The organism is Bradyrhizobium sp. AUGA SZCCT0431 (assembly GCF_018131065.1).
Taxonomy (GTDB): Bacteria; Pseudomonadota; Alphaproteobacteria; order Rhizobiales; family Xanthobacteraceae; genus Bradyrhizobium.
Genome location: NZ_JAFCLR010000015.1, coordinates 139,469 through 162,343, shown reverse-complemented (window position 1 = coordinate 162,343; position 22,875 = coordinate 139,469). Strand labels below are relative to the sequence as shown.

At 63.3% G+C, this 22,875-nt stretch carries 23 protein-coding genes; 6 read left to right on the top strand and 17 right to left on the bottom strand.

What is annotated here, in order from left to right:
* Positions 1–5 precede the first annotated feature (5 nt).
* The 4 genes from JQ567_RS17050 to JQ567_RS17035 are packed head-to-tail and all read right to left on the bottom strand — an operon-like array spanning position 6 to position 3,079.
* Positions 6–812, bottom strand: coding sequence for a molybdate ABC transporter substrate-binding protein (locus JQ567_RS17050; RefSeq protein WP_212439893.1), 807 nt, complete (start codon positions 810–812; stop codon positions 6–8).
* Positions 812–1,639, bottom strand: a complete 828-nt coding sequence (locus tag JQ567_RS17045; RefSeq protein WP_212439892.1) for an extracellular solute-binding protein — start codon at positions 1,637–1,639, stop codon at positions 812–814. The genes JQ567_RS17050 and JQ567_RS17045 overlap by 1 nt, the downstream gene beginning before the upstream one ends.
* Before the next feature lie 22 nt (positions 1,640–1,661).
* Positions 1,662–2,384, bottom strand: coding sequence for an ABC transporter ATP-binding protein (locus JQ567_RS17040; RefSeq protein WP_212439891.1), 723 nt, complete (start codon positions 2,382–2,384; stop codon positions 1,662–1,664).
* A gap of 2 nt (positions 2,385–2,386) precedes the next feature.
* Positions 2,387–3,079: an ABC transporter permease gene (locus JQ567_RS17035; RefSeq protein WP_212439890.1), complete on the bottom strand. Its 693-nt coding sequence runs from the start codon at positions 3,077–3,079 to the stop codon at positions 2,387–2,389.
* A gap of 96 nt (positions 3,080–3,175) precedes the next feature.
* Here JQ567_RS17035 and JQ567_RS17030 point away from each other — a divergent pair, with 96 nt between their 5' ends.
* Complete coding sequence (locus JQ567_RS17030; RefSeq protein ID WP_212439889.1) at positions 3,176–4,069, top strand: helix-turn-helix transcriptional regulator; 894 nt, start codon at positions 3,176–3,178, stop codon at positions 4,067–4,069.
* A gap of 73 nt (positions 4,070–4,142) precedes the next feature.
* Here JQ567_RS17030 and JQ567_RS17025 read toward each other — a convergent pair whose 3' ends face one another.
* The 3 genes from JQ567_RS17025 to JQ567_RS17015 form a co-directional block, all read right to left on the bottom strand.
* Positions 4,143–5,585: a serine hydrolase gene (locus JQ567_RS17025; RefSeq protein WP_212439888.1), complete on the bottom strand. Its 1,443-nt coding sequence runs from the start codon at positions 5,583–5,585 to the stop codon at positions 4,143–4,145.
* Between the two features lie 104 nt (positions 5,586–5,689).
* Positions 5,690–6,799 (bottom strand): hypothetical protein, encoded by a 1,110-nt coding sequence (locus tag JQ567_RS17020; protein WP_212439887.1) that lies wholly within the window; start codon positions 6,797–6,799, stop codon positions 5,690–5,692.
* Between the two features lie 237 nt (positions 6,800–7,036).
* A complete protein-coding gene (locus JQ567_RS17015; protein ID WP_212439886.1) occupies positions 7,037–8,029 on the bottom strand; it encodes a tripartite tricarboxylate transporter substrate binding protein in 993 nt (330 codons plus the stop codon).
* Between the two features lie 69 nt (positions 8,030–8,098).
* Here JQ567_RS17015 and JQ567_RS17010 point away from each other — a divergent pair, with 69 nt between their 5' ends.
* Complete coding sequence (locus tag JQ567_RS17010) at positions 8,099–9,037, top strand: helix-turn-helix domain-containing protein (RefSeq protein ID WP_212439885.1); 939 nt, start codon at positions 8,099–8,101, stop codon at positions 9,035–9,037.
* Positions 9,038–9,068: 31 nt separating this feature from the next.
* Here the strand turns inward: JQ567_RS17010 and radC are convergent, their stop codons facing one another.
* The 4 genes from radC to JQ567_RS16990 form a co-directional block, all read right to left on the bottom strand.
* A complete protein-coding gene (gene radC / locus JQ567_RS17005; protein ID WP_212439926.1) occupies positions 9,069–9,782 on the bottom strand; it encodes a RadC family protein in 714 nt (237 codons plus the stop codon).
* A gap of 127 nt (positions 9,783–9,909) precedes the next feature.
* Positions 9,910–10,869 (bottom strand): MBL fold metallo-hydrolase, encoded by a 960-nt coding sequence (locus tag JQ567_RS17000; protein ID WP_212439884.1) that lies wholly within the window; start codon positions 10,867–10,869, stop codon positions 9,910–9,912.
* A 269-nt stretch (positions 10,870–11,138) separates the two neighbouring features.
* On the bottom strand, positions 11,139–11,963 hold the full coding sequence (gene map, locus JQ567_RS16995; protein WP_211998364.1) for a type I methionyl aminopeptidase: 825 nt from the start codon (positions 11,961–11,963) through the stop codon (positions 11,139–11,141).
* 118 nt (positions 11,964–12,081) lie between these two features.
* The gene (locus tag JQ567_RS16990; protein WP_212439883.1) at positions 12,082–13,398 is read right to left on the bottom strand and encodes a mechanosensitive ion channel domain-containing protein; all 1,317 of its coding nucleotides are present in this window, start codon (positions 13,396–13,398) and stop codon (positions 12,082–12,084) included.
* Between the two features lie 274 nt (positions 13,399–13,672).
* Between JQ567_RS16990 and JQ567_RS16985 the strand changes: the two genes are divergently transcribed.
* From JQ567_RS16985 to JQ567_RS16975, 3 genes are all read left to right on the top strand, one after another.
* Positions 13,673–15,466 (top strand): potassium/proton antiporter, encoded by a 1,794-nt coding sequence (locus JQ567_RS16985; protein WP_212439882.1) that lies wholly within the window; start codon positions 13,673–13,675, stop codon positions 15,464–15,466.
* Between the two features lie 187 nt (positions 15,467–15,653).
* A complete protein-coding gene (locus JQ567_RS16980; RefSeq protein WP_212439881.1) occupies positions 15,654–16,583 on the top strand; it encodes a glycine/sarcosine/betaine reductase selenoprotein B family protein in 930 nt (309 codons plus the stop codon).
* Positions 16,584–16,760: 177 nt separating this feature from the next.
* Positions 16,761–17,954 carry a CaiB/BaiF CoA-transferase family protein gene (locus JQ567_RS16975; protein WP_212439880.1) on the top strand — a complete coding sequence of 398 codons (1,194 nt, stop codon included), beginning with the start codon at positions 16,761–16,763 and terminating at the stop codon, positions 17,952–17,954.
* On the opposite strand, the gene JQ567_RS16970 is transcribed toward JQ567_RS16975, so the two are convergent.
* The 6 genes from JQ567_RS16970 to mepA form a co-directional block, all read right to left on the bottom strand.
* Positions 17,951–18,232 carry a hypothetical protein gene (locus JQ567_RS16970; protein WP_212439879.1) on the bottom strand — a complete coding sequence of 94 codons (282 nt, stop codon included), beginning with the start codon at positions 18,230–18,232 and terminating at the stop codon, positions 17,951–17,953. The genes JQ567_RS16975 and JQ567_RS16970 overlap by 4 nt on opposite strands.
* A gap of 266 nt (positions 18,233–18,498) precedes the next feature.
* Positions 18,499–19,173: a molybdenum ABC transporter ATP-binding protein gene (gene modC, locus JQ567_RS16965; protein WP_212415108.1), complete on the bottom strand. Its 675-nt coding sequence runs from the start codon at positions 19,171–19,173 to the stop codon at positions 18,499–18,501.
* 2 nt (positions 19,174–19,175) lie between these two features.
* Positions 19,176–19,871, bottom strand: coding sequence for a molybdate ABC transporter permease subunit (modB, locus tag JQ567_RS16960; RefSeq protein ID WP_192739217.1), 696 nt, complete (start codon positions 19,869–19,871; stop codon positions 19,176–19,178).
* Positions 19,871–20,656 carry a molybdate ABC transporter substrate-binding protein gene (gene modA, locus JQ567_RS16955; protein ID WP_212439878.1) on the bottom strand — a complete coding sequence of 262 codons (786 nt, stop codon included), beginning with the start codon at positions 20,654–20,656 and terminating at the stop codon, positions 19,871–19,873. Before modA ends, modB begins: the two co-directional genes overlap by 1 nt.
* Positions 20,657–20,876: 220 nt before the next feature.
* Positions 20,877–21,086: a molybdopterin-binding protein gene (locus JQ567_RS16950; protein WP_212265795.1), complete on the bottom strand. Its 210-nt coding sequence runs from the start codon at positions 21,084–21,086 to the stop codon at positions 20,877–20,879.
* Positions 21,087–21,246: 160 nt separating this feature from the next.
* A complete protein-coding gene (gene mepA / locus JQ567_RS16945) occupies positions 21,247–22,194 on the bottom strand; it encodes a penicillin-insensitive murein endopeptidase (protein WP_212439877.1) in 948 nt (315 codons plus the stop codon).
* Positions 22,195–22,438: 244 nt separating this feature from the next.
* On the opposite strand from mepA, the gene JQ567_RS16940 reads away from it, so the two are divergent.
* A complete protein-coding gene (locus JQ567_RS16940; RefSeq protein WP_212439876.1) occupies positions 22,439–22,873 on the top strand; it encodes a L,D-transpeptidase in 435 nt (144 codons plus the stop codon).
* The last annotated feature ends 2 nt before the right edge of the window (positions 22,874–22,875 follow it).

The following is a 22,875-nucleotide window of genomic DNA, read 5'->3' as shown; positions in this document are numbered from 1 at the left end:
ATCCCTTATGGCGCCGCGCCCGGCGCCGCAAAGCCGTGCTTTGCGAGCAACTGCTGGCCCTCGGTCGAAAGAATGAACAGCGCAAATTTGTAGGCAGGCGCTGACGCGTCGTTGATCACGGTCAGTCCGTAGTCGGCGCCGACCGCCAGCGCGTCGGGAAGGCCGACGATCTGCTGCTGCGGATTTTCCTTCTGCGCGGCCAGCGCGCCGGTGCAATAGGTCAGGAAGATGTCGGCGGCGCCCTGTGCGAGCAAATTTCCATAGATCGAGCGGTCCGGAGGTGCCGGGGGGCTGGTCGGTCCACCGGTGAGCTGCAGCGCTTTCTTGTCGAGCAGGGCGTAGGCGCCGGGTTTGATCTTGTCGGCCTTGCGAAACACTTCCCAGGCATAGTCGCCTGACGGGTCGGCGCGCGGCGTCGAGGTGCCAAGCTTGATCTCGGCGTCGAGCATCCGGTCGAGCAGCGTCGCGGGCTCGATTGCGAGACCCGGCTTCACCAGTGCGCACAGCTTGTTGCGCGCGAACAGCACCGCCGGACCGCTGCGCTTGGCGAGCGCCAATGCGCGCGGGTGCTCCATGTTGGCGGAAGCGAACACTTCAGCCTGGGCGCCGCCCGCGATCTCGTCCTTCAGCAGACCGGATGCGCCGAACTTTGCCTTCACCTTGGTCCCGGTTGCCGCCTCGAAACTGGCCGCAACGTCGCTTAGCGCGCCGCGCAGGCTGCCGGCGGCATGAAGCAGCACCAGATCTTCCGCAATGGCCGGTGCTGACATCAACGCGAGAACCGCAAGGCTTGCAAAAAGGCGAATGCGCATCAGGCGCCCGGATCGCTGGCATTGGGATAGAACAGCTGCTCGCCGTTGATCTTGAAATCGGCGATCGCCTTCTGGCCCTCGGACGAAACCAGCCAATCGATGAATTGCTGGCCGAAATCCTTCTTGACGTTCGGATGCTTCGCCGGATTCACCAGCATGACGCCATACTGGTTGAACAGCCGCTTGTCGCCTTCGACCTCGATGACGAGTTCGCCCTTGTTCTTGAACGAAAGCCAGGTGGCGCGATCGGTCAGCACATAGGCGTTTGAAGCCGCCGCGGTGTTGAGCGCGGCGCCCATGCCCTGGCCGATCTCCTTGTACCAGGGGCCCTTATCCGTCGCGATGTCGATGCCGGCGACCTTCCAGAGATTAAGCTCGGCCTGGTGCGTGCCGGACTTGTCGCCGCGCGAAATGAAGTCGATGCCCTTGTCCTTGAGCGTCTTGAACGCGGCGACGATATCCCTTGATCCCTTGATGCCTGCAGGATCGCTTTTCGGGCCGACCAGGACGAAGTCGTTGTACATGACGGGGTAACGCTTGACGCCAAAGCCTTCGCTGAGGAATTTTTCTTCCGCCGCCTTGGCGTGGACGAACAGCACGTCGGCGTCGCCGCGGCGGCCGGTATCGATCGCCTGGCCGGTGCCCTGTGCAACCACCTTCACGTCGATGCCCGTCTTGGCCTTGAACATCGGCAACAGGTGACCGAACAGGCCGGAATCCTGCGTCGAGGTGGTCGACGCCACCAGGATCGATTTGTCCTGCGCGAAGGCGGAGCCGGCGAAAGCGACGCTGACGGCGATCGCCATCAGCAAGCGGCGAGTAAACATTTCATGTCCTCCAAAAGATCAGTCAAACGAGCAGTTCGCCGGCGATGAACGTTTTCGCTTCGCCGGTTTGTGGTGTGTTGAAGAACGACGCGGCCGGGCCGGTTTCGACCACGCGGCCGCGGTGAAGCATGACGATGTCCCCCGCCAGCCGCCGGGCTTCGCCGAGGTCATGGGTCGCCATGACGATTTTGATGCCGCGCTGGCTCACCGCCTGGACGATGTCCTCGATCGCCTTGGTGGCGGCGGGATCGAGGCTCGCGGTCGGCTCGTCCAGAAAAAGGATGGCGGGGTCGCGGGCGAGCGCGCGCGCCAGCGCAAGCCGCTGCTGTTCGCCGCCCGACAGCCGGCGCGCGGGACGATCCGCCAGTTGGCCGAGGCCGACCAGTGCCAGCAATTCATCGATCCGGCTTTGCTGCTCCGTTCGCGCGACATCAGACGCGCGCAGGGCGTAGCGGATATTGCCGCTTGCGCTACGCCGCAGCATGGCCGGGCGCTGCAGCACGATGGCGCGCCGCGTCGGCGGGACGTCTTCCCGACCGCCCCACGTCACGCGCCCCTGTGATGGCCGCACCAGTCCCATCGCCGTGCGCAAGAACGTACTTTTTCCCGAACCGTTTGGCCCGATCAGGATGGTCGGCGTCCCCGGGTTCAGCGTGAGGCTGATACCATCGAGGATCGTCACCGCCCCGGCGGCGACGGTGACGTTCTCGAACCTGATCGGCAGATCGGAAATTGGTGCGCGCATGGTCACCCCGCCATTCGCTCGCCCGCGCGCCGGGCGGTCCAGGCGAGCGCGTTGACCGCGATCACGATCGCGATCAGCACCATGCCAAGTCCGACGGCCAGCGGCAGGTCGCCCTTGGACGTTTCCAGCGCGATTGCGGTCGTCATGGTGCGGGTGAAGCCGTCGATATTGCCGCCGACAATGATGATGGCGCCGACCTCGGCCGCTGCCCGGCCAAACCCGGCAAGCAATGCGGTGACGAGACTGAAGCGCGCATCCCAGATCAGCGTCGCCACCCGGCCGACCGGGCCGACATTCATCGCGGTGAGTTCGTCGCGGTATTCGAGCCACAGATCTTCGATGGTCTGGCGCGTGAGGGCCGCGATGATCGGGGCCACCAGCACCGTTTGCGCGATCACCATCGCCTTCGGCGTGAACAGCAGACCCCATGAGCCGAGCGGACCCGCACGTGACAGCGCCAGGAAAACCGCCAGCCCGACCACCACCGGCGGCAGGCCCATCAGTGCGTTGAGCACGACGATGATGGCCTGGCGGCCGGGAAACTGGATCAGTGCCAGCGCTGCCCCGAAGGGGACCGCAATCAGGGCGGCGAGGACGACGGCGGAAAGGCTCACGATCAGCGACAGCCGCACGATGGCCAGCAGCGCTGGGTCACCGGTCAGCACCAGTTGAAGCGCAGAAACATCGCCTGTCATCCCAAATCCATCCCTCCGCGCATCTTGTGCAGAAGCCGCGGTTATGGTCAAATTTCGTAATATATTCATACAAATGCATGTCTGTGCTTGTTTGCCATGGCGGATTTACTGACCACCGACGAGGCCGCGACCTACCTGCGGCTGTCCGAGCGCAAGCTCTATGAACTGGTCGCGCAGGGCGCGGTGCCGTGCACCAAGGTGACGGGCCGGTGGCTGTTTCCGCGCGCGGCGCTTGACCGCTGGGTGACGGCCGGCCTGATCGCACCGGCGGCACTCACCCATGTCGCAGCCCCCCCGATCGTTGGCGGCAGTCATGATCCCCTGCTGGAATGGGCGCTACGCGAGAGCGGCTGCGGCCTGGCGAGCCTGCCGGAAGGAAGCGAAGAAGGATTGCGGCGGCTGACCCGCGGCGAGGTGATGGCCGCGGCGATTCATTTGCACGCCCAAAAAGATGATGGAGATGACGAGCAGGTCAATATCGCAACCGTTGCCGGCGCACCGGGGTTGCACGATGCCGTCGTGATCTCGTTTGCGCGGCGCGAGCAAGGCATCCTGGTTGCACCTGATAATCCTCTGAAGCTGAGCGATATTGCCTCGGTCGCGCGGACCGGCGCGCGGATGGCGCAGCGTCCGCTCGGTGCCGGGGCGCAACTGCTGCTGCTCGCGCTGCTGGCCCGCGCCGGCCTCGCAGCGCATGATCTGCGCTTGTTGAAGCCGGCTTGCCCGACCGGAACCGACATCGCGCAGGCGGTGCGCTCGGGCCGCGCCGATTGCGGGATCGCAACAAGGTCGGTTGCACTCGCCGCCGCGCTCGAATTCCTGCCGCTGACATGGGAAAACTTCGATCTGGTGCTGCGGCAGCGCGATTACTTCCTGCCCGGGCCGCAGCGCCTGTTCGGCTTCCTGCGGTCGGCGGCGTTCCGCGAGCATGCGACAGAACTTGCCGGCTACGACATCGACCGTGTCGGCGAAGTTCTGCTGGTGAACTAGGCCGTGGACTCATAAAATCGAGTTTCATTCGCGCGGCGTAAGCGGAAGCATCTCTTATGGTGTGGAGAGAATGCTATGTGACCCGGATAAACTTCGCCTCGCCGAACCAGTCGGACCAACAAAGCCCGTCGATTTCATTCTGGGCAGCACGAAACCGGACCTGAGCGCGTTCACCCCGCGGTACCTCTGCGGCTGCTATTGCCGGCCAAGCCAGGGCATCGCGATCACCCTGGTGTTCGAAGCTCAAATCAGAATAGCGAACCAGCGGCCCGTCAAAGCCAGACAATCCATCGATCCGAAACCACAGATGATCGTTTCTCGGCTCGATATGCAGAGAACCAAAACCTTCGTGCTGGTAATTGCCGATGAAGTCGTCCAGCCTCCAACGAGACGTGGAAACCGGCTCCTCGAATCTTTCCTTGTCGAAGCGGGCGATACGTTCGTTCAACTCGCCTTTTGCCATTTCGTCAAAATGCGCGATCCAGTCGGTAACAGCTTCTCCGCGTATGGCTTGAATTATACGATTGGTGATCGCGAATTGAGCGAAGCCGGAACCGAGATTGGTCGTGACGAATATGCCGAGGCCGCCCGCGAGGTCACACCAGATGTTGGTGCGAAATCCGCGAACGGCTCCGTCGTGCTGGATGCGCCGGTTGCGAACATGCCAGCCAAAGCCATATCCGTCGTTCGCAGCCTGATCTCTGCGCGCAACCTGCAAAAGGTGCGTTTCCCGTAGCTGTTGCGGAGAAACGAGCCGGGTGTCTTGGCGCGTCCCCTCTTCAAGGTGAAACGCGAGCCATCTGGCTGCATCGCGCGCGCTCATAGCCTGGCCAATCGCTCCCGACAGGTTGTCCGTGGACATGGGCGGGACCACCTGAACCTTGCTGGCTACCTTGTAGTGCGGGGCCGCAACATTGCTGGTTGCCATGCTCTGCACTTCGGAGACGGTGCTAGGCGTCACCCCAAGTGGCCTCCGAAGGTATTCGTCCATCACATGATCGAAGGGATGACCAGCCGTCAGCGCCATGGCCTCGGCGGCAGCGGCGTAACCGACATTGCAGTAGGTGAACTGATCGCGAAAGCCGGCGATCGGCTGGATGTAGCGGGCCTGATGCAACAGCTCTGCACGGCTCAGGTCGGACCCATATTCTCCAACGCTTGCGCGCGACAATCCTGTCCGATTGGCCAACAAATCTCGGAGCGTTACGCGGTCGCTGATCCAGCGGTCATACAACTGGAATGATGGCAGATACTTCCGGATTGGATCGTCCCAATCGATCTTACCGGCATCTACCAATGCTGCGGCCAACCCGGAAGTGAAAGCCTTTGAACATGATCCGATCGCAAAGGTCGTATCGACATCCACGGGAGCGGAACTGGTGACGCTACTTACGCCGTAGGCATGCACGTGCAGTGGCCCATCGCGCCGCACTATCGCCACCGCGACGCCAGGTACCTCCCAACGCTCTCTCACTTCCGCAACGAAGGCATCGACGTGCGAAGACAGTGAACTCAATTGGCAAACCTCCGAATGTCGGCATATCAAGATTTACATAACGACCGGTTATCGCACCGCCTAGCACTTCTCGAAGTGAGGGCTACCCAGACTTCCCTTCCAGGTTAGTTTTTGCCGGGCCCGGCCCAATGCTCCCCTGTCAACATCAGACGCATGAGTTCGGCCTGACGTGTCGTGCCGGTCTTTGCAAAGATGCGATGCAGATGGGTCCGCGCCGTCGCAATCTTGATCCCAAGGCGGTCCGCGGCGGTCTGAAGACTGCTGCCCTGGATTAATTCGTGAATCAGCCCGACTTCCGCCGGCGTAAGGGCGAACTTCTTCTGCAATTGCTTGTCGTCCGGCAGCACCACATTGTCCGGATCGGTGATGAAAATGACCGCCGCCCGGTTATGTCTTGCGATCGCTTCGATCTCGAATCGCAGCGGAATGACCAGCAGCGAAAGCGCGCTCTTGGACTCACCGCGCGAAATGCTAACCGAGTCGCGCGTGTCGCTTTCGCCCGCCTGCGCGCTCGCCGCGATCGCCAGATGCAAACGGGCCGTCTCTGCCGAGGAGGCGCCGCAAAGCACGCCGTCGTCGAGCCGCAGGCCATCGGCGAACGCGCTGTCGCAGACCCGGTTGGCAAACAGGACGCGCGCCCGGGCATCGACGACGAGCACGCCCTGACCGATGCCGTCGAGCGCGGCGAAGGAATAATGGCGATCGAGCGCCAGGGTTTGCAGGCGATGGTTGAGCTGCACCGCCCGTTTCAAATGCGGCGCAATCGCCTCATAAAGCTTCAGCTGCTCTGGCCCGAATTCGTGTTTGCCGGGAACGACGAACTCGACGCGCCAGTCGTCGTCGGCCAGCAGCGTTGCTCCCATCACCGAGAGATACCCTTGCGGCCGCGACCATTCGTTGAAGAACGGGCTGGAATGCAGCGTCTCCTTTGGCAGCACCATGCGGTCGGTCACGACAGTCCCGACCGGCAGGCTCGCCGCCCGCTGCCAGAACAGATTGAGCGGGTGGTAGTACGTGCCATAGCTTTGCAGGAACGCCGGATCGGTGCGGGGAGCCACCAGCCACGGGACGTCCCGCTGCGAGACCGCGCTGAGCGAGGCATCGCCGGCGCCAAACGCATCGGCGATGGTCTGCAGCACCACCGGCCAGCGGTCGATATCCGCCGCCGCGCCATAGATCTGGTCGATCAGGGCGAGCAACTCGTCCTGGTTCATCGGCCCCCCGTGCCGCCATGGCGGCGGTCGCAATCGGACCAAAGCTTAAAGCCTGCAAGACGGCTGGCAAGAGCCCGCGTATCAGGAATGAGGAGGCTAGATCAGCGGCCTTGCTCTGTCACAAAGCAGACTTCGCTGGATCAGCTCTATGGCAGTGCGTGAGGACGGCGAGCTTGCGGGCATGTTTCCGCGGCTTTGCATCTAAGCATGGTATTGCCCTCGGCACCCGTCCGGCAGTCATTCGCGGATCTTGATCCCGGCGTCCTTCACGACCTTGCCCCAGTGCGCGATCTGCGACTTGATATGCGCGCCGAACTCGCCGGGCGTGCCGCCAGCAGGCTCCGCCGCGATCTTCGCGAACGCCTCGCGCACGCTCGCCTGCGACAAGGCTTTGTTGATGGCCTCATTCAGTGTGCCGATGATGGCGTCTGGTGTGCCGCTCTTGACCACGAAACCGAACCAGTCTGCGATCACGAGCTCGGGGAATCCCGCCTCGACGACGGTGGGAACGTCCTTCAGGGCTGCCATCCGCGTCGGCGCCGTGACCGCGAGCGCCCGGAGCTGGCCGGCGGCAATCAGGTCGAGAACAGGCAGAGGCGTGATGAACTGATAGTGGTTGGTGCCGTTGATGAGATCCCCGATCGCCTGCGGCAGGGCCCGGTAGGGGACGTGCGTCACGCGCACCCCGGTCTGAAGCCTGAACTGTTCGCCTGCGAGATGGGCTGGCGTGCCCATTCCGCCTGATGAGAATGTGAGCTTGTCGGGTTGGCTCTTCAGCAAGGCGACAAGCTCCGCCATCGACTTGGCGGATACCGACGGATTGGCAACCAGAACGTGATGCGCGGTCATGACCTTGATGACCGGTGCGAAGTCAGTGTCGTGCCGAAAGGCTATGTTCGGCAGCAGTGCGGGAGCTGCCGAGGCGCTCAGCGTGAAGGCCAGGATCGAATATCCGTCCGCCGGCTGCTTGAGGACCTCGCCCGCTGCAAGCGTCGCGGTGGCCCCGGGTTTGTTCTCGACGATAATCCGCCAGCCTTCGCTCTGCCCAAGCTCGTTCGCGACGATGCGCGTGATGATGTCAGGCGGCGAGCCCGCGCTGCTTCCGACGAAGATGCGGATCATGCCCGACGGATAGGATTGCGCGACCGCCGGCTGGGCCATTGCTCCCAGGCACACTGCCAGCAGGAGGCGCCAGAGCCAACGGATTCCACGAAGTGTCTGCGTTGCCATTCTCATCCTCCTTGGGATGCGCAGCATCGTGCTGCCTCGGATGTCTCGCTCGCGAAGGATCGGGCCGAGATGTGCGAGACACCACAAAAATCGGAGTGGATTCCGGTAGGCGGAACGCTGGATTCCGGACTGCGGAACGCTGGACTCGGCGCGGCGGAACGAGAAAAATGGCTGAGCTCGACGAGCGATGAGGAAACGGCAATGCCGAGGGTGGAAACAATCCGGGGATTGGAGCGAGGACTGCAGGTCCTCAAGTTTCTTCACTCGGAACCGATTTCGTCACTGCACGACATCCATCGTGCAACGGCAATATCCAAGCCCAGCCTGCTGCGCATTCTGAACACGCTGGAGCGGGCGGGCATGGTCGCGCGGCGTCTGGCCGACGGCCGCTATCGGCTCAGCGTTTTCACGGATGTGGTGCGAAAGCGGGACCGGTACGACCGGGTTGCCGAGGCTGCGGCGCCCGTTCTGGCGCAGCTGTGCAAGAAAGTGAAATGGCCGTCCGATCTGTTCGTGCCCGCCGGCAACTGCTTGGAAAGACGCGAGACGACAATGCCGCACAGCCCATTCGTGCTCCCGGGGCATGACGGCCGGATTGGCAACCGGGTGGGGTGGCTGATGACGGGCGTCGGGCGCGCTTATCTTGCATGGTGTCCGGAAAAGGAACGGGAGGCGACTTTGCGCACACTCTGGAAATCCGGCAACCCGGAGGATTGGCTCGCGCGCGAGCCGAGGAAGCTCGAGCGAATTCTCGGTGAGGTGCGGCACCGGGGTTACGCAACACGCGACCCAAGCTACGTGGCCGGCCGATACGGAGAAATGCCGGTCGATGATGGAGCAGCCGCGATCGCCGTCGCGCTGTTCGATGGCAGACGCGTTCATGGCTCAATCAATTTTCGCTGGATCAGGACGGCATTCACGGTGGAGGATTTTGCCGCCCGGCACCTTGCCGATCTGCAGAATGCCGCACGCGAGATCGTGGGCTCTCTGCAGAGGCCGGCAAGGTAGCAGGTCTCCTTCGCGCCTGAAGGCCGTCTTGCTAGATCAACCGCAACCCCTTCAAGCTCGCATGCCCGTTCTTGCCCACTATGATGTGGTCGTGCACGGAGATGCCGAGCGGCGCTGCGATGTCGACGATCGCCTTGGTCATCTGGATGTCCGCCTGCGAGGGCGTCGGATCGCCGGACGGGTGGTTGTGCACCAGGATCAGCGCGGTCGCGGATAATTCCAGCGCGCGCTTGATCACCTCGCGCGGATAGACCGGGGTGTGGTCGACGGTGCCGGTCTGTTGCACCTCGTCGGCGATCAGCTGGTTGCGTTTGTCGAGGAACAGCAGGCGAAACTGTTCCTTGTCGGCGAATGCCATGCTGCTGCGGCAATAGCCGATCACGTCGTTCCAGGACGACAGCGCGATGCTGCGCTTGATCTCGCCTTTCGCCACCCGGCTCGCGGCGGCCGCGAGCAGCTTGATCTGGTGGACGGAGGCATCGCCGATCCCATCGACTTCGCGCAGGCGCGCTTCCGGCGCGTGGACGACTTCGGCAAAGGAGCCGAACTTCTTCAGCAGTAGTTTGGCCAGCGGCTTGGTGTCGCGCCGGGGCAGGGCGGGGAATAGCGCCATCTCCAGCAGCTCATAATCGCTGAGCGCGTCCGGCCCGGCGCTGTAGAAGCGCTCGCGCAGCCGCTCGCGATGGCCGTGGTAATGCGGCGTCTCGGCAGGTTCGGCATTGGGATCGCGCGGCTTGGCGGGCATCGGCATCAAGCATGCCGTGCCGGCCAGCTTTTGCAACTCTGAAGTGCCGGGCGGCGGCGGATTTCGGATAGAGAAAAGGCGCCGCACGACATGCGGCGCCCTTCAGGTGTTTCGGACCAGTCCGCTATCAGGCTTTCACGGCCGCGAACGCATAGCCATTGCCATCCTTCGACAGCGTGCCGACATTCGGGAAGCCGAAATGATAGCCGGCGATCATGCCCTTCTCGGCAATGACGCGATCGAAGAAAGCGCGGCGCGTGGCTTCCGCTTTCGGTCCGTCTGCATCGAAGCTGGAGAACCAGCCGGGGTTCCTGACGAACAGCTGGTGCATGCCGGTGACGTCGCTCTGGATGTAGAGCTGCTGTCCACCCGAAGCCACCAGGAAGGACATGTGTCCGACCGTATGGCCAGGCGTGGCGATCGCTTTCACGCCGGGCGCGAGGTCGGCGCCGTCGCTGTATTGCTTGACGTTCTTCCAGGTCGGGAACGTCGCCTGGATGCGCTTGACCATCGGACGGTTGGCTTCCGGCACCTTCTCCACCAGCGCCGGATCGGTCCAGTACTTGAACTCGACCTCGGGCATCATGATTTCCGCGTTCGGGAACACCTGCGCGTTGGTCTCCTTTACCCACAGGCCGGAGATGTGGTCGCCATGGAAATGCGAGATCACCACCGTGGAGACGGTCGCGGGATCGAGGCCGGCGGCCTTCATGTTGTCGGCGAGCTTGCCCACCGTGGCCGGACCGTTGCCGCCAAAGCCGGTATCGAACAGCACGACCTTGCCGCCGGTCCGGATCGCCGTGACGGTAAAGGGGTTGTCGATCTTGTCAGGTCCGATGCCGGCCGCGCTCAGCGCCTTCTTGACGTCGTCGAGCGAGGCGTTCTTGACCATCGCTTCGGTGACGGTGCGCTCGACGGAGCCCTCATGCAGGCTGAACACCTCGATGTCGCCGACCTTGTATTTGAGGCTGTCCGCGGCGCGCTGCGCGTGCGCCGCATCGATGAACGAAACCGGTCCCTTGAGGCCGAAAACGAGCGCGGCCGCCGTGCTCCCGAGAATCAGATCGCGACGTGAAATCTCGAACATTGTTCTTGCTCCCTTGGTTGATCGCCCGTCGGAGGCCCCGACTGAGAGCGTCCGCGTCGAGTTCTACCCCGTCGCGCGCGGCGTATTCCGCAAGGATTCAAGTTAGGAGACCGGCATCTTGCCGCAGGAGGGAAGACGGCAGGCTTTGTATTGAGAACAATTTGCAACAAGCGCCTTTGGCCGTCGTTCTCACGGCATCGCGTCGCTCAGCGCGATCAAAGGTATGGTTCAGAAAGTTGGGATCGATCGGAATTTAAGCCGTAACCCAACTATGCCTTAGCCAGAGGCTTCTCGGCGTGGCGCTGCGACAGCGTGAAGATTTCGACGCCATCAGCGGTCACGCCGACCGAATGCTCGAACTGCGCCGACAGCGAGCGGTCGCGCGTCACCGCGGTCCAGCCGTCGGAGAGGATCTTCACATGCGGTTTGCCGAGATTGATCATCGGCTCGATGGTGAAGAACATGCCGGGCTTCAGCGCCACGCCTTCGCCGGGCCGGCCGATATGGATGATGTTCGGCTCGTCGTGGAACATGCGCCCCAAACCATGGCCGCAGAAATCGCGCACCACGCTCATGCCTTGCGGCTCCACAAAACTCTGGATGGCGTGGCCGATGTCGCCGGTGGTGGCGCCGGGTTTTACGGCGGCAATACCGCGCATCATCGCCTCATAGGTGACCTCGATCAGCCGCTCGGCCTTGCGGGCGATCGGGCCGATCACATACATGCGGCTGGAATCGCCATACCAGCCGTCGACGATGAAGGTGACGTCGATATTGACGATGTCGCCTTCCTTCAGCGCGCGATCGCCGGGCATGCCGTGGCAGACCACGTGATTGATCGAGGTGCAGGTCGAATAGCGGTAGCCGCGATACATCAGCGTCGCCGGGTAGGCGCCGTGGCTGAACGCAAAGTCGCGGACGAATTCGTCGATCCGCGAGGTGGGAATGCCTTCCTTGACGATGTCGGTGAGCTCGTCGAGGCATTTGGCGACCAGGGCGCCTGCCTTGCGCATGCCGGCGAAACCGCTCGCGCCATGCAGCTTGATCTGTCCGGTCTTTCGCAAGGAGGTATCTGTTGCTTCGATATAGCTCATGGGCGGGTCATGCTTCGGAATAGAGGGCGTCAAAGGCTGATTTGCCGCCTAATTTAATGATCGCAGCTAGCAGTGCAAGCCAAGGTTGGGGGGCTGGAGGGCATCTAAACGCTTGATTTCAGCTGGAAACCTCAACCACGGATTCGACCGGCAGCGCGCCGCCCCGGACCCGGATTTCACGCACCGGATAGGGAACCCGGATGCCCTCGCGTTTGAAGGCGTCCCACAGCGACAGCATGACGTCGCTCTTCACGGTGTCCATGCCGTCGGGGTCGGCGATCCAGAAGGTCAGGGAGAATTTCATCCCGGCCTCGGCGAATTCGGTCAGGATGCAGTTCGGCGGCTTGTTTTTGATGGCGCGGGGCGCGGCCGCGGCGATCTCGACGGCCAGCTTGCAGACCAGCCGTGGATCGGCGTCGTAATTGGTGCCGAACAGCACCTTCACCAGCGTGTTCTTGTCGGTATAGGTCCAGTTCACGACCTTCTGGGTCACCAGATCCTCGTTCGGGATCAGGAATTCGCGGCCGTCGCCGGCGGCGACCGAAATATAGCGCGTCTTCATCGCGCTGATCCGCCCCGAGCTGTCGCCGATGGTGACGAGATCGCCGGGTTTTACCGATTTGTCCGCCAGCAGGATGATGCCCGAGATGAAGTTGGCGACGATCTTCTGCAGGCCGATACCGATACCGACGCCGACCGCACCGGAAAACACCGCGAGCGCGGACAGATTGATGCCGACGGCGCTGAGCGCGATGATGATCGCCAGCACCATCAGGCCCATGCGGATCATCTTCACCAGCAGCACCTGGATCGACGGCGTCAGGTCCGCGGAGCGGGTGATGCGACTTTCGACGAAATTGCTGGCGATGTTGGTCAGCCACAGCGCCACGATCAGCAGGGCGCCGAGCTTGATCAGGACCAGCGGCGTCAGCCGCAATCCGCCGAGCACGATCGAGGCCGCATCCGAATCCAGCAAGTCCAGGGTCGGTTGAAGCTGGCCGACGACGCTGAGCGCCGCGACCAGCCATGCCGACAGCGACACCAGGCGGACGATGAACTCGTTGCGAATGACCGACGTCACGAGGCGAATGACCAGCCAGGCCAGCGCCAGCTTGGCGCAGACCGCCAGCAGATAGCTGCGGCTCGGCCAGGTCGATTGGACCATCGTGATGCGGGCGGCGATCATCAGAACGGCGAACACCGCGGTGGAAGCGCTAAAGACCAGCACGCGGGCGAAGTGCCTGAGCGGCAGCGGCAAGCCCATCGCGAACGAGGTCATGTCGACGCGCGAACGAATCGCCGCGTCGCTCGCATAGGCGATGCCTGCGCCGGCGAGGATCAGGCCAAACTGCAGATAGAACCAGGGTGAGGTGACCTCCGCGCCGAGCGACCGCGCGGTGGTGTGCAGCAACTCGATAATCTCTTTCGGATCCATCGGCAAAATCTCGTTCGGGGCCAGCTTGCTTATCAAGCTGCCCCATCATGCAAAATTGATTCGAAGCGCTGGCAGATTCCCACAAGCCAGCTGCGGATGCCATCGATACAAGGCGTCCGCAAGGGCAAGTTAGGCCGATAAATCGGGCACATTGCCACTATCTGGAGAAATGGGTTGGCGTTCAACTGTGGCGACGATAAGGATGCAATTGCAAGTATTTGCCCAACGTTGCAGAGCTGCAAATCTTCTCTAGATTCGAGGCTTCCCTAAATTTATGGCTTCTCTCGATTCAGTAAGTCTGGCGATTTTGCTCGGAGCCGCCCTGATAATGGCCGGAATTCTCTCGAGCCTGCTGGCGCTGCGCTTTGGCGCGCCGTTGCTGCTGGTCTTCCTGCTGATCGGCATGCTGGCGGGCGATTCCGGGCCCGGCCAGCTGAGCTTCGACGACGTGCGCTCGACCTATCTGGTGGGATCGGTGGCGCTGGCGCTGATCCTGTTCGACGGCGGTCTGAAAACGCGGTTTCAAAGTATCCGTGCGGTGCTGGCGCCGTCCACGGTACTGGCGACGGTCGGCGTGTTGCTCACCGCCCTGGTCACGGCGCCGTTCGCCAAATATGTGCTCGATCTGAACTGGAGCGAGTCGCTGCTGGTCGGTGCCGTCGTCGCCTCGACCGATGCGGCGGCGGTGTTCCTGCTGGTGCATGCGCAGGGCCTGCGGCTGCGCCCTCGGGTGGGTGCGACACTGGAAGCCGAATCCGGCACCAACGATCCCTTCGCGGTCTTCCTCACGCTGATGCTGGTCCAGTACATTTCGCTCGGTCAAAGCTCGGCCGCGCATATCGCGCTTGAATTCATCCGTGAAGCCGGGCTCGGTGCCATCGTCGGCGTGATCGGCGGTCGTCTGGTGGTGGTGGGGCTCAATCGCGTGGCGCTGCCGCAGGGCCTGCATGCGCCCTTTGTCGCCACCGCGGCGCTGGTGATTTTCGGGGCGGCGCAGATCGCGCACGCCAGCGGCTTTCTCGCGGTCTATCTCGCCGGCATCATCATCGGCAACCGGCCGACGCGCGCGCATAATTCGGTGGTGACGTTCCTCGATGCCGCGACCTGGCTGGCGCAGATCGTGATGTTCGTCATGCTCGGCCTGCTGGTGTCGCCGCAGCGGCTGGTGAGCAGCATCGGTCCGGCCGTGCTGGTGGCGCTGGTGCTGATGCTGCTGGCGCGGCCGCTGGCGGTGTTTCTCTGTCTCGCGCCGTTTCGCTTCAACTGGCGGGAAAAGCTCTTCATCGCCTGGACCGGCCTGCGCGGCGCGGTTGCGATCTTCCTGGCATCGATCCCGATGCTGGTGGGGCTTTCGAAAGCCTATCTCTATTTCGACGTCGCCTTTGTCGTCGTCTTCATCTCGCTGCTGCTGCAGGGCTGGACGCTGGCGCCGGCGGCGCGGCTGCTGCATGTGGCGTTGCCCCGCGCCGACCGTGGCCCGCGCCGTGTCGAGCTCGATCTGCCCGGCCAGCTCGAGCAACAACTGGTCGGCTATCCCGTGCGTTCAAAGAGCTTGTATTTCCGTCGCGGGCTGATCCCGTCCTGGTCGAAGCCGACGCTGGTGATCCGCGACGAGCGGATCCTCTCGCCCACCGAGGCCGATCCGATCGCGCCCGGCGATTACATCTATCTGCTGGCGCCGCCGGAAAAGGCCGAGGCGCTGGATCGGTTCTTTGTCGACATGGCGCCGAGTTCGGCGCCCGATCCGCATCTGCTCGGCGATTTCACGGTGTCGGGCGAGCACACGCTGGGCGAACTCGCTGCGATCTACGGCGTTGCGGTCGGTGAAGAGCAGGCCAAGCTGACGCTGGCGGACTATTTCGACATCCATCTCGACCACGCGCCAAAGGAAGGCGCCGAGCTGGTGCTGGATCCCATCGTCCTGGTCGCGCGCAGCATCAGTGGCGGCCGGGTCAGTGTCATCGGCCTTCGGCTGCCCGAGGAAGAGGAAGTGGCCGTGCCCTTGACGCGCATGCAGACGTTCAGGCGCAAGCTTGCCGAGATATGGTCGCAGGTCGCGGGGGTGTAGCGGTAGTTTGTAGGGCGGATTGAGCCGAAGGCGATATCCGCCGATTGTGGCCCTCAAGACGGCGGATTACGCCTTCGGCTCCAATCCGCCCTACAAACTGGGGAGCCATCGGATATCCGCTGTTGAGGAATAGGCGGACACTCATTAGCTTGGGCCCAACGCTCAGGGAAACGCAGGAGACACAACAATGTCCGGCCCGTCCGACGATCAACTGGGCTTTGCGCCCGACTACGATTCTCCGGTCCCCTATATGCAGCGGACCCGCGATTATTATGCGGCGATCGGCTACACCACGGCCTACCGCTGGGCGCACTACGTCGATGCGCCATTCCAGCCGCTGAAAAAGCCGCTGGCGCAATCGCGGGTGACCATCGTTACGACCGCCGCGCAATATGACCCCACCAAGGGCGATCAGGGTCCGGGTGCGGCGTATAATGGCGGCGCGAAATTCTACACGGTCTATGACGGCGATACGTCGCAGCAGCACGATCTGCGGATCTCGCATATCGGCTATGACCGCAAGCACACGTCAGCAACCGACAGCGGCACCTGGTTTCCGCTGCCGCAGCTCCTGAAGGCGCAAGCCGCGGGGCGGATCGGCGAGGTGGCGCCGCGCTTCTTCGGCGCGCCGACCAATCGCAGCCATCGCGTCACCATCGACACCGACGCGCCGGAGATTCTTGAGCGTTGCCTCGCCGACAAGGTCGACGTCGCCGTGCTGGTGCCGAACTGCCCGGTGTGCCACCAGACCTCGGCTTTGGTCGCGCGCCATCTCGAAGCCAATGGCATCGCCACCGTGGTGATGGGCTGCGCCAAGGACATCGTCGAGCACGCCGCCGTGCCGCGTTTCCTGTTCTCGGATTTCCCGCTCGGCAACTCCGCCGGCAAGCCGCAGGATGTGGCCTCGCAGGCGCAGACGCTCGAACTGGCGCTGCGCCTGTTGGAAACTGCGTCCGGCGCGCGCACCACGATGCAATCGCCGCTGCGCTGGAGCGACGATGCCTCCTGGAAGCTCGACTACAACAACATCGCGCAGATGAGCCCGGAAGAACTGGCACGGCGCCGGGCCGAGTTCGACAAGCAGAAAGAAATCGCGCGCGGCAACCGCGCGGCGTGACGCGGTGCCTTCCTTCTCCCCTTGTGGGAGAAGGTGGCGCGCAAAGCGCGCCGGATGAGGGGTCTCTATCCTCATCTAGAGGCTAGCCGTGAGGAGAGAACCCCTCACCCGTCTTCGCTTCGCGAAGCCACCCTCTCCCACAAGGGGAGAGGGAAGAAAGCACCAGGAGGACCTCCATTGACCCGACCGTTCGAAGGCGTGAAGATTCTCGACTTCACGCAGGTGCTGGCCGGCCCCTATGCGAGCTACCAGCTCGCGCTGCTCGGCGCTGACGTCATCAAGGTGGAGCGGCGCGAGGGCGAGGACATGCGGCGGACGCCGCTGAGCCGCGAATGGGCCGAGCGCGGTCTCGCTCCCGGCTGGCAGGCGGTCAACGGCAACAAGCGCAGCCTGACGCTCGACCTGCAAAAGCCGGAAGCGATCGGAATCGTCAAGCAGCTTGCGGCGCAGGCCGACGTGGTGATGGAGAATTTCCGCCCCGGCGTGATGGACAAGCTCGGCATCGGCTATGCGGCGCTCTCGGCGATCAACCCGCGGCTGATCTATTGCGCGATCTCGGGCTTCGGCCAGACCGGTCCGGCACGGCTTGGCGCCGGCTATGACGGCAAGATCCAGGCGCTGTCGGGCATCATGTCCATTACGGGCCACGCCGAGACCGGACCGACCCGCGCCGGCTTTGCGGTCTGCGACGTCTTGTCCGGCTCGACCGCGGCGTTCGGCGTCTCGAGCGCGCTGTTCCAGCGCACCCATACCGGCAAGGGGCAGATGGTCGATGTCTCCATGCTGGAGGCGACGCTGGCGTTTCTTTCAGGTCAGGTGGCGGATTACGCGGTTGCCGGTCATCGCCAGCAACTCTCCGGCAATCAGGCCGTCAGCCGGCGGCCGACCGCCAACCTGTTCAAGGCCGGCGACGGCTATCTCTTGCTCGCCGTCAACAGCGAGAAGCAATATCAGTCGCTGATGAAGGCGCTCGGCCGCACTGACGCGCTGGAAGATCCGCGGTTTGTCGATTGGTTCGCCCGGCAGGAAAACGAGCCGGCGTTGCGCGGCATCATCGAGGAGGCGTTGTCGACGAAAGACCCGCGCGCGTGGGAGACGATCCTGGAAGCGGCCGGCGCGCCCTGCGCCAGCATCTGGAAGGTCGAGGAAGTGATCGATCACCCGCAGATCGCAGCGCGCGGCGCCATTCAGGAAATCGACACGCCCTATGGCCGGCTTCGTTTCGCCGGCAGCGGTTTTCAACTCGCCCATGGCGGTGGCAAGCTCGACCGCATGGCGCCCGAACTCAGCGCCCATACCGACGAGGTGCTGGCCTCGCTCGGCTACGACGCCGGCGCGATCGCGGACTTGCGGGCACGCGAAATCGTCTAGGTGAAATTGATACAGCCCTGCAAAAGGGAGAAGGCCCCAGCCTTCGGCTGAGGCCTTCTTGCGATGGCCGTCAGCTTACAGATAGCGGCCGCAGACGTAGATGCGACGCGGTCCGAAGTCGGTCCACACCGTCTTCCAGCAGCTTCCGCCGATGTAGAACGATCCGAAGTGATGATGACCGTGGTGATGATGACCGTGGTGGTGATGATGATGGCCATGACCGTGATGATGATGACCATGATGATGGCCGTGATGGCCATGACCGTGATGACCACCATGACCGTGGCCCCCCTTACCACCAGCCGAAGCCGGGGCAACAGCAGCAGCGGTCAGAGCGATCGCGGCAGCAGCTGCAAGAGCGATTTTACGGAACATAGTTGTAGTCTCCATTGTGCTAGGCGTGATTGCCTGATGCGTTTATGAGACGCGTCGCCCGCGAAAATAGTTCGAAAGATTTTTCTGAACGGGTGTTCAGGAAGTGCCTATAAACACTGGATTTCTTCGGTTTTGCGCCGATCGAACGTGATCTGGATCACGGACGATATCAAGCAGGCGTGCTGCCCGTCAGCACCTTCACTCCGCCGAGCGCGGTGACGCGTCCGTTGCGCAGCATCACGATCTGCGTCGCGAGCTGGCGCAGCTCCGCGGCATCGTGGCTGACATAGACCATCGGGATGCCTTCGTCGCGCAGCCGGATAAGATAGGGCAGGATTTCGACCTTGCGTCCCTCGTCGAGCGATCCCAGCGGTTCATCGAGCAACAGCAATCGCGGTTTCGACAACAGCGCGCGGCCGAGCGCGACGCGCTGACGCTCGCCGCCGGAGAGTTTTCCGGGCCGGCGATCCAGCAGGCCACCGATGTCGAGCAGGCCGGTGATGCGCGCATGCTGCGCCGGATCCTCGGCGAGGCTGTTCATGCGTCGGCCGTAGTCGAGATTTTGCCGTACGTCGAGATGCGGAAACAGCCGGGCATCCTGGAACACGTAGCCGATGCGGCGGCGATGCGGCGGCACGTGCGCGCCCGTCGAGGTATCGTCGAGCGTTTCGCCGTCGAGGGTGATGACGCCGCGGTCGGGACGCAGCAAGCCCGCGATCATGTTGATCAGCGAGGTCTTGCCGGCGCCGGACGCGCCGAACAGACCGGTGACGCGGCCCTCGCTGGTGAACGAGGCTTCCAGCGAGAACTCGCCAAGCTGCTTTGTGACCTCGACGCGCAGCATGATCAATTCCCGTGCAGGCGCTGCGTGGCGCGCCGTGCGAACCACTCGGATGCGATCAGCGCGCCCATCGCGATCACGATGGAGATCAGCACCAGCCGCCCCGCCGCGCGGTCGCCGTCGGGCGTCTGGATCAGCGAATAGATCGCCGAGGAAATCGTCTGGGTCTCGCCGGGAATATTCGAGACGAACGTAATGGTGGCGCCGAACTCGCCGATCGCCTTGGCAAAGCCGAGCACCATGCCGGCCAGGATGCCCGGCAGCGCCAGCGGCAGGGTCACGGTCGCAAACACCTGCCACGGTGCCGCGCCGAGCGTGCTCGATGCCTGTTCCAGCCGCCGGTCGATCGCCTCGATCGACAGCCGGATCGGCCGCACCAGAAGCGGAAACGACATCACGCCGCAGGCCAGCGCAGCTCCGGTCCAGCGAAATGCGAACACGATGCCGAGATTGTCGGCCAGCCACGCGCCGACCATGCCGCGGCGGCCGAAGGTGAGCAGCAGCAGATAGCCTGTCACGACCGGCGGCAGCACCAGCGGCAGATGGACCAGCGCGTCGAGGATCGACTTGCCCCAGAAATTGTGCCGCGCCAGCAGCCACGCCAGCGCGATGCCGAACGGCGTCGCCACCAGCGTTGCGATGATGGCGACCCGCAAGCTGAGCAGGATCGCCGTCCATTCCGTCGGCGAGATATCGAACATCAGGTCGAGGGGCTGACCAGGAACTTGAAGCCGTATTTTTCAAGGATGTTCTTGGCCGCGGTCGAGCGCAGGAAGGCAAGATAATCCGACGTTTCCGGCCTGGCTGTCGTGGTCGCTGCGACGGGATAGATGATCGCGGGATGGGAATCGCCCGGGAAGGTGCCGACGACCTTGACGCCGGGCTCGACCCTGGCGTCGGTGGAGTAGACGATGCCAAGTACGGCTTCGCCGCGCGCCACCAGCGTCAGCGCCGCGCGCACGCTGTCGGCCATCGCGAATTTCGGTTCGGCCGCCTGCCAGGCGCCGAGCTTCTCCAGCGCGGCCTTGCCATATTTGCCGACCGGCACGGATTTGACGTCGCCGGTTGCGATCTTGCCGTCACCCGCGAGCTTGGCGAGGTCGAAGCCCGCGCCGATGCTGACATTGTCGATCTTGGAATCCTTCGGCGCGATCAGCACAATGGAATTGCCGAGCAAATTGACCCGGGTCGGCTCGTTGATGGTTTTCTTTCCGATCGCATAATCCATCCAGTCGGTGTCGGCGGAGATGAACACGTCGGCCGGCGCGCCCTGTTCGATCTGTTTTGCCAGTGCCGAGCTCGCGGCATAGCTTACCGTGACCCTGACGCCGGTCTTGGCGGTATAGGCGGCGTCGATGTCGTCGAGCGCATTCTTCATCGAGGCGGCGGCGAACACCGTGATGGTCTTGTCCTGTGCGGCAGCGGGCGAATGGATCGCGCCAAACAGAATGAAAAAGGCGGCAAAAATTCCGGCGGGACGATACATGTTGGCGCTCCTGCGAGTCCGCGGCGCGGTTGGCGCGCGCAAATCAGGCATTGCTTGGGTCAGGGATGCGACAGGCGGAAGCGCCGTTCCGGCAATCCCGATGACTTACGGTCGGTCGGGATATCGCTGACCGGAACAATAGCAGGCTGACAGGCCGGGTAAAGAGACCCTTCGTCCCACATCTTAGCCTATTCCGTCGTCAGGATTGCGAGCGCGCATGTCAGTCCACCGCGATCATGACGTCCGAGGCCTTGATCACAACGATGGCTTTGCCACCCGTCTTGATGCCGAGGTCATCGACGGCTTCGTTGGTGATCGAGGAGGTGATGATCTGGCCATTGCCGATATCGACGCGGACATGCGAGGTGGTCGCGCCTTTCCTGACTTCGACGACGGTGCCCTTGATCTGGTTGCGTGCACTGATGCGCATGACGGTCCTCACGAAATGATGCTGCGCGCAGCCTGGCCGCGCACAGGGTGGCTATCGGTTGAGATGTGAAGCTGAGGACCGTCGTCCCAGGAAGTCCGCCCGCGCTTACGGCGTGAGGCGCTGCAACACTAGCGCATTGCGGACGAGAATGAAATGGCGGCTATTGCTTTGCATCCGGTGCGGTCAGCACTGCTTTGCAGGCCGGGGGGAGCTGCGCCATCGTCATCGGCGGTTTTGGTTTCGGCGGGATGAGCGGCGGCTTCGGATGGAGCACTGAATCCTTGAACCAGTAGGCGAGGTCGCCGGCGCTGCAGCCTTCGCCTTCGGTCGGATCGGGCTGGCTTTCGCATTCACCGGCGCCGGGCGGGCATTTGATGCGGATGTGGAAATGATAGTCGTGGCCATACATCGGCCGCACCTTGTGCAGCCAGCTGCGATCGCCCTTGGCCTCGCGGCACAGCGCCTTCTTGATCGCGGCGTTGACGAAGATGCGCTGCACCGTCGGCTCCTGCGCGGCAGCGCGGATCACCACCAGATGGCTTGGTGTGAACACTTTGGGATCGATGTCGAGCCTGTCCCCGCGCACCATCATGACAGCCGACATTTCCTCGCGTTCGTTGCGCGACAACCGGCGGTTCGGCATCGGCGTCAGCCAGATGTCGGCGTCGAGTCCCACCTGATGGCTGGCATGGCCTGTCAACATCGGGCCGCCGCGCGGCTGCGACACGTCGCCGACCAGAATGCCGGGCCAGCCGGCATCCTTGTGCGCCTTGTTGGCCAGCCGCTTCACCAGCGCGACCATGTCGGGATGCCCCCAGTAGCGGTTGCGCGACAGCCGCATCACCTGCCAGGTGTCGCCATTGATCGGCAGTCCCTCCGCGCCCGCGATGCAGCCATGGGCGTAAAAGCCGAGCACCCGCGTCGGCGTCGCCGCCGGCAGCAGCTTGCGGCCGAACAATTCCTTGGCGCCGATGTTGGGGTCGTTGGGATTGGCCAGCGGCGGCAGCGGCTTGGGGTCAACGCTGCCCTTGTCCTGCGCCCACGCCATGGTGGCATTGGCGAGACCGATCAAGACCAGGAGCGGGATCAGAATCAGGCGGGGTGTCATCGGATCACTCTATCTGCCCAAAACGTAACATGGAATCGGCAGCGCGGGACAACCGCGCCAATCGCAATTGTTTGATCTCCCACAGCATCTGCACGCGGCAATACCACGCTATCCCGGTTGCCCCGGGTTAAGATTAATTCGGACCCTTTGCGCCCGGCCGGGCCGCCGCTCTTTACAAGGGCGCGTTTCCAAAACACATCATGCCGCCATTCGAGAGATCTTTTTTTGGCGGCAGGGCGTCATTATGAAATTTCGGTTGGGTGTGCGGCTGTCATTTGTGGCCGCGATTTTCATGTCGGCATTGGCACTGAGTCCGGCACGCGCCGCGGTCGTGGTCCAGATCGACAAATCATCGCAGCGCATGGCGGTCAGCATCGACGGCGCGACGCGGTACAGCTGGCCGGTCTCGACCGGTCGCAGCGGCTATGGCACGCCGAGTGGCGTATTCCGTCCGCAATCGATGCATCGACGTTATTTCTCGCGCAAATATTACAGTTCGCCGATGCCGCACGCGATCTTCTTCTATTACGGATTCGCCATCCACGGCACCACGGATATCAAGCGGCTCGGCGGCCGCGCCTCGCATGGCTGCGTCAGGCTGCACCCGTCGCATGCGGCGGCGCTGTTCGCGCTGGTGCAGCGTAACGGCCAACGCAATACGCGGATCGAGATCAACTAAGT

What these genes read in the sequence shown, in the direction of transcription:
- JQ567_RS17050 (WP_212439893.1), bottom strand. Translation starts at nt 812, where the DNA reads ATGCGCATTCGCCTTTTTGCAAGCCTTGCGGTTCTCGCGTTGATGTCA.
- JQ567_RS17045 (WP_212439892.1), bottom strand. Translation starts at nt 1,639, where the DNA reads ATGTTTACTCGCCGCTTGCTGATGGCGATCGCCGTCAGCGTCGCTTTC.
- JQ567_RS17040 (WP_212439891.1), bottom strand. Translation starts at nt 2,384, where the DNA reads ATGCGCGCACCAATTTCCGATCTGCCGATCAGGTTCGAGAACGTCACC.
- JQ567_RS17035 (WP_212439890.1), bottom strand. Translation starts at nt 3,079, where the DNA reads ATGACAGGCGATGTTTCTGCGCTTCAACTGGTGCTGACCGGTGACCCA.
- JQ567_RS17030 (WP_212439889.1), top strand. Translation starts at nt 3,176, where the DNA reads ATGGCGGATTTACTGACCACCGACGAGGCCGCGACCTACCTGCGGCTG.
- JQ567_RS17020 (WP_212439887.1), bottom strand. Translation starts at nt 6,799, where the DNA reads ATGAACCAGGACGAGTTGCTCGCCCTGATCGACCAGATCTATGGCGCG.
- JQ567_RS17015 (WP_212439886.1), bottom strand. Translation starts at nt 8,029, where the DNA reads ATGGCAACGCAGACACTTCGTGGAATCCGTTGGCTCTGGCGCCTCCTG.
- JQ567_RS17010 (WP_212439885.1), top strand. Translation starts at nt 8,099, where the DNA reads ATGTGCGAGACACCACAAAAATCGGAGTGGATTCCGGTAGGCGGAACG.
- radC (WP_212439926.1), bottom strand. Translation starts at nt 9,782, where the DNA reads ATGCCCGCCAAGCCGCGCGATCCCAATGCCGAACCTGCCGAGACGCCG.
- JQ567_RS17000 (WP_212439884.1), bottom strand. Translation starts at nt 10,869, where the DNA reads ATGTTCGAGATTTCACGTCGCGATCTGATTCTCGGGAGCACGGCGGCC.
- map (WP_211998364.1), bottom strand. Translation starts at nt 11,963, where the DNA reads ATGAGCTATATCGAAGCAACAGATACCTCCTTGCGAAAGACCGGACAG.
- JQ567_RS16990 (WP_212439883.1), bottom strand. Translation starts at nt 13,398, where the DNA reads ATGGATCCGAAAGAGATTATCGAGTTGCTGCACACCACCGCGCGGTCG.
- JQ567_RS16985 (WP_212439882.1), top strand. Translation starts at nt 13,673, where the DNA reads ATGGCTTCTCTCGATTCAGTAAGTCTGGCGATTTTGCTCGGAGCCGCC.
- JQ567_RS16980 (WP_212439881.1), top strand. Translation starts at nt 15,654, where the DNA reads ATGTCCGGCCCGTCCGACGATCAACTGGGCTTTGCGCCCGACTACGAT.
- JQ567_RS16970 (WP_212439879.1), bottom strand. Translation starts at nt 18,232, where the DNA reads ATGGTGGTCATCACGGTCATGGCCATCACGGCCATCATCATGGTCATC.
- modC (WP_212415108.1), bottom strand. Translation starts at nt 19,173, where the DNA reads ATGCTGCGCGTCGAGGTCACAAAGCAGCTTGGCGAGTTCTCGCTGGAA.
- modB (WP_192739217.1), bottom strand. Translation starts at nt 19,871, where the DNA reads ATGTTCGATATCTCGCCGACGGAATGGACGGCGATCCTGCTCAGCTTG.
- modA (WP_212439878.1), bottom strand. Translation starts at nt 20,656, where the DNA reads ATGTATCGTCCCGCCGGAATTTTTGCCGCCTTTTTCATTCTGTTTGGC.
- JQ567_RS16950 (WP_212265795.1), bottom strand. Translation starts at nt 21,086, where the DNA reads ATGCGCATCAGTGCACGCAACCAGATCAAGGGCACCGTCGTCGAAGTC.
- mepA (WP_212439877.1), bottom strand. Translation starts at nt 22,194, where the DNA reads ATGACACCCCGCCTGATTCTGATCCCGCTCCTGGTCTTGATCGGTCTC.
- JQ567_RS16940 (WP_212439876.1), top strand. Translation starts at nt 22,439, where the DNA reads ATGAAATTTCGGTTGGGTGTGCGGCTGTCATTTGTGGCCGCGATTTTC.